Origin of the sequence: Geminicoccus flavidas (assembly GCF_009806515.1) — a bacterium.
In the GTDB taxonomy this organism is placed as follows: domain Bacteria; phylum Pseudomonadota; class Alphaproteobacteria; order Geminicoccales; family Geminicoccaceae; genus Geminicoccus; species Geminicoccus flavidus.
Window position 1 is genome coordinate 1 of sequence record NZ_WUJP01000932.1, and the last position, 4,388, is coordinate 4,388.

General features: G+C 69.1%; 5 protein-coding genes. 3 read left to right on the forward strand and 2 right to left on the reverse strand.

What is annotated here, in order from left to right:
• Positions 1-28: 28 nt before the first annotated feature.
• The 3 genes from EQG76_RS26780 to EQG76_RS26790 all read left to right on the forward strand — a co-directional run bounded on the left by EQG76_RS26780 (position 29) and on the right by EQG76_RS26790 (position 2,639).
• The gene (locus EQG76_RS26780) at positions 29-889 is read left to right on the forward strand and encodes a universal stress protein (RefSeq protein ID WP_159717973.1); all 861 of its coding nucleotides are present in this window, start codon (positions 29-31) and stop codon (positions 887-889) included.
• Between the two features lie 79 nt (positions 890-968).
• Positions 969-2,156: an acyltransferase family protein gene (locus EQG76_RS26785; protein WP_159717975.1), complete on the forward strand. Its 1,188-nt coding sequence runs from the start codon at positions 969-971 to the stop codon at positions 2,154-2,156.
• A 165-nt stretch (positions 2,157-2,321) separates the two neighbouring features.
• Complete coding sequence (locus tag EQG76_RS26790) at positions 2,322-2,639, forward strand: hypothetical protein (protein ID WP_159717977.1); 318 nt, start codon at positions 2,322-2,324, stop codon at positions 2,637-2,639.
• 22 nt (positions 2,640-2,661) lie between these two features.
• Here the strand turns inward: EQG76_RS26790 and EQG76_RS26795 are convergent, their stop codons facing one another.
• Both EQG76_RS26795 and EQG76_RS26800 read right to left on the reverse strand, forming a co-directional pair.
• Positions 2,662-3,417: an alpha/beta hydrolase family protein gene (locus tag EQG76_RS26795; RefSeq protein ID WP_159717979.1), complete on the reverse strand. Its 756-nt coding sequence runs from the start codon at positions 3,415-3,417 to the stop codon at positions 2,662-2,664.
• The coding region (locus tag EQG76_RS26800; protein WP_159717981.1) for a DUF3182 family protein at positions 3,414-4,388 on the reverse strand (975 nt) is incomplete at its 5' end. The genes EQG76_RS26795 and EQG76_RS26800, both read right to left, overlap by 4 nt.

Consider the following 4,388-nt stretch of genomic DNA (forward strand, 5'->3'; position numbering starts at 1 on the left):
CTGGCCAGTCACTGACGGGAGGCCAGCCATGCAGAGCAGGATCCTGGCGCTGGTCGACGGCTCGATCTACGCGCAGAGCGTTGGTGATCTCGCCGCCTGGACCGCAGGGCGGTTGGGCAAGCTGGTCGAGCTGCTGCACGTGCTGGGCCGGCGGGAGACCGCCAGTGTGCCGGCTGACCTTAGCGGCAACCTGAACATCGACGAGAGCGACACGCTGCTGGCCGAGTTCGCCCGGCTGGACGAGCAGAAGGCCAGGCTGGCGCAGCGGCGGGGCCGGCTGATCCTGGACAACGCCGCGGCGCGTCTGCGTGCTGCCGGAGTCGCAGAGGTCTCGACCAGGCTGCGCAACGGTGACCTGATCGATGCGGTCCACGAGTTCGAGGAGGAGGCCGCCTATCTGGTGATCGGCAAGCGCGGCGAGGGTGCCGACTTCGCCCGGCTGCATCTGGGCTCGAACCTGGAGCGGATCGCCCGCACGGCCAGGCGGCTCATCCTGGTGGCGGCCCGCGCCTTCAGCCCGATCGAGCGGGTGATGATCGCCTTCGACGGCGGGACGAGTGCGCGCAAGGCCGTGACCCACATCGCCCATGACCGCCTGTTCCAGGGGCTGCCGCTGCACCTGCTGATGGCCGGGTCCCAGGCAGGCGACCGGGAGGAGGACCAGCTCGCTTCGGCCAGTGGCCAATTGCGCCGCGCCGGCTACACGGTGACGACCCAGCTCCTCTCAGGCGAGGCCGACACTGTCATCGCCCGGGAGGTCCAGGCTCAGGGGATCGATCTGTTGGTGATGGGCGCCTTTGGCCATTCGCGGCTGCGCAACCTGATCATCGGCAGCACCACCACCGAGATGATCCGGTCCTGCAAGGTCCCGATCCTCCTATTCCGCTGACCCGGCCGGCTGTCCGGCCGTTCCACCACCGCCACCCCGCCCTGCGGCCCGACGCAGGGGCAGTGAGGAAAGCCTCGAGATGGCGCAATCGATCAGCTTCCTGTCCAGTGCCAGCCAGCGCACGACCGCCACGCCCCGCCCGGCGCATGGCCGTCTTCTGCCCCTGGACGGGTTGCGCGGCATCGCCGTCTTCCTGGTGATCCTGTTCCACTGGAAGTACCTGCCGTTTGGCTGGAGCGGCGTCTGGCTGTTCTTCACCCTGTCCGGCTTCTTCATCTTCCGGAACCTACTGGCGACCCGGCAGGCCGAGCCGCACATGCCGTTCGGGCTGTTCTACGGCCAGTTCATGGTCCGGCGCTGCCTGCGCCTCCTGCCGCTCTACTACCTGCTGCTCCTGGTCATGACGGCGGTGGTGGTGATCCTGCAGCGCTGGGAGCACCTGGCGGTCACCGTGCCGAGCCTGGCCCTGTTCGTGCACAACCTGGTCAAGTCGTTCTCGTCCGTCCAACACACGCTCCATTACGACCACTTCTGGAGCCTGGGGGTGGAGATCCACTTCTATCTCCTGGCCCCGTTCCTGCCCTTCTTCCTGGGGCGCAACGCGCTGCGCAACCTGCTGCTCGCCATCGTGCTGATCAGCCCGATCCTGCGCCAAGCAGCCTTCTGGTACTTCTCGGCCGAGCCCGGGCCGCTGACGGTGCGCCCATCCGCCTTCGTCTACTTCTTCTCCTTCTTCCACTTCGACGCCTTCGCGCTGGGCGGGCTCGCGGCATTGCACGAGCGCGACCTCCTGCGCCTGGGGCGGCGCGCTTGGTGGCTGCTGCTGGTGCCAGCCGCCCTGTTCGTCACCTACTCGCTGGGCGTAGGCCTGCTGTTCCGCGACGTGCCCTATCTCCTGTTCATGGGCGATCATCTCCAGGCGAGCCTGGGCTACACCCTCTTGATCCTGTGCTGCACCGGGCTGATCTGCGTGGCACTGGTCGATGACGGCCTGCTAGGCCGGTTCCTGACGCTGCCGCCGCTGCTCCTGCTCGGCAAGATCTCCTACGGCGTCTACCTGATGCACGGTGCGATCCTGCTGGTGACCTTCCAGCTCATCGAGGCGTGGCTGCCCGGCTATGGGCGCTTCAGCCCGCAGATCCTGGCGGTCTTCGCCGCCTATCTGGCGGTGACGGTCGGCATCGCCTGGCTGTCGTTCACCCGGTTCGAGAGCCGCTTCCTGCCCCGGCCGAAGCTGATCTCCGCCCGGGCCCTGGGCGGCGGGTGATGCCCGGCCGGCAAAGCTCCGGCGACACCGGCTAATTCGGTGGACGTCGCCGGCCGCAGCCAATAGGTCGGAACCGGCGCCTGCGCCCGAAACGTCGTGCAGCCGGAGCCGCCTCCAGCCCGGCATCAACTTTGGCCGGGCGGCCAGGGTCCGACAGGGGGATGGATGAGCGACCGGGAAGTGGAGCGGCTGGAGCGGCAGCTCCAGCGGATCGAGAAGGAGCTGCCCGTCCGGGCGGCCAGGACGCTCCGCTGGCTGCGCGAGCCCTCGTCGCGCTGGGTTCGCATCCCCGTAGGCATCCTGGCGATCATCGGCGGCCTGTTCAGCTTCCTGCCGATCCTGGGCATCTGGATGCTGCCGCTGGGCCTCCTGCTCCTGGCTCAGGACATCCCGCCGCTGCGGCGCCCCACCCGGCGGGCGCTGCTCTGGTGCGAACAATGGTGGCTGAAGCGCAAGCGCAAGCGGATGGCGAACGGGACCTGAACTCGCAGCGGCTGCGGCCCCGCTATCTGCTCGCGGCCTCGGCCCTGGCGCGGCCGATTCCCACCTCGCTCACCCATTTGAGCAGGATCGCAGTGTAGTCCTGCTGGGCGCGCTCGTCCGACAGGCCGTGATCGGCACCTTGGATCATCCGGTAGGTCAAGGAGCGCGCCTTCTCGCAGGCCGCCATGTAGTTGGTGAACACCGGGTGCGGGATGATGTCGTCGTGCTCCGATTCCACCAGCAGCACGTCGCCCTCGAACTGGGCGCAGGCGCCGAGCGCCCGGTTCTCGTCCGGGCTGATGATCTGGCGGCGATAGGCGGCAAGGCCATACTTGCGGAGCTGCTGCTTGGGCAGCGCCCAGTCCTCGTCCCGGTAGAGTGCCGGCACGCGCAATCCTAGCCAGCGGACCGGCCGCAGGCTGCTCAGGATCGCGGCCAGATAGCCGCCATAGCTGCTGCCGATCACCGCGATCGCCTGGCGGTCGACGAAGGGCTGCCGGGCCAGCCGGTCATAGGCCGCGATCACGTCCCGCAGATTGTCCTCGCGGGTCACCTTCTCCTGGCGCTCGGCCGAGCCGCCATGGCCGCGCAGGTCGAAGGTCAGGCAGATGCAGCCGAGTTCCGCGATCTGCCTGGCGCGTGCCAGATACTGTTCCTGGGTGCCGCCCCAGCCATGCACGAACAGCACGCCCGGCAACTGCCTGGCCGGCCGTACCAGCGTGCCCACGACCGTCTCGTCGTCGACCTCGAGCGTGATCGGCTCGTCCCTGGTCGTCATTCCCGCCCGACCGTCACGTATTTGAGCATCGGCCCATTCTCGGCGTCGATGCCGTCGAAATACACGACCGCATCCTCGGGCACGGGTGCGGTGCCATAGATCTCGACGGTGCTGGCGCGGATTGCCGGCAGCAACGGGTCGGCCCCGAACGCCTCCAGCGCCGCGATCTCCGCACCGCTGGCGCCACCGATCCGCCAGGACTGCTCGAGCACGCCCGAGCGCCACGCACCGGCTGAGTTCTTGCCGAATGCCACGTCGTAGTTGCGCCGGGACGCCCGCAGCTCCGGCCAGGCCAGATCGGCCGCACGGTCATAGCGGCAGGCCTGGGCAATCGCGTGGCGGATCGGCGGGGGCAGCGGGAGGTCGCGCAGCCGGCCGAGCGGGCCCTGCACCAGCCGGAGATCGGAGCCGCCATAGACGGTCTGCCCCAGATGGTCGGTGGTGGTGCGCTGCGTGCCCCAGTAGGAGACGATCTGGCCGGCCGCCTGGACCTGGCCGACGCTGATCGTGGTGACCTCCCCAAGATTTTCTTCCAGCACCAGCCCCTCCCGGGCGAGCCGGGCCGTGCCGAGCTCGTCCAGCAGCGCATCGAGCGCCCGCTCGTCCTCCACGACGCGCTGGCCGCGTCCGGCAACTCCGTGGACGAGCTTGGCCCGGACCGGGCCGGACTGCCAGAGCAGGCGGGCGGCGCGCCGGACATCACCCGGCTCGAACACCGAATAGCCCGCTAGCACCGCATCGCCGGCCGCGGCCGCGAAGAGCGGCGCCCAGCCGTCAGGTGCCGCGGCATCCGGCCGGACCAGGCCGTGGCTGATCGCCTTGGTCGCGACGAACGCGCGGGGCACTAGCCCGCCGAACAGGTCATGCACCGAGCGGACGCCTCCTGCTTCCACCAGCGTGTCACTCGGCACCAGATAAGGGTTGTCCGGATCGGCCCCGGCGGGACCGGCGAAGCCGCCATAGACATAGCC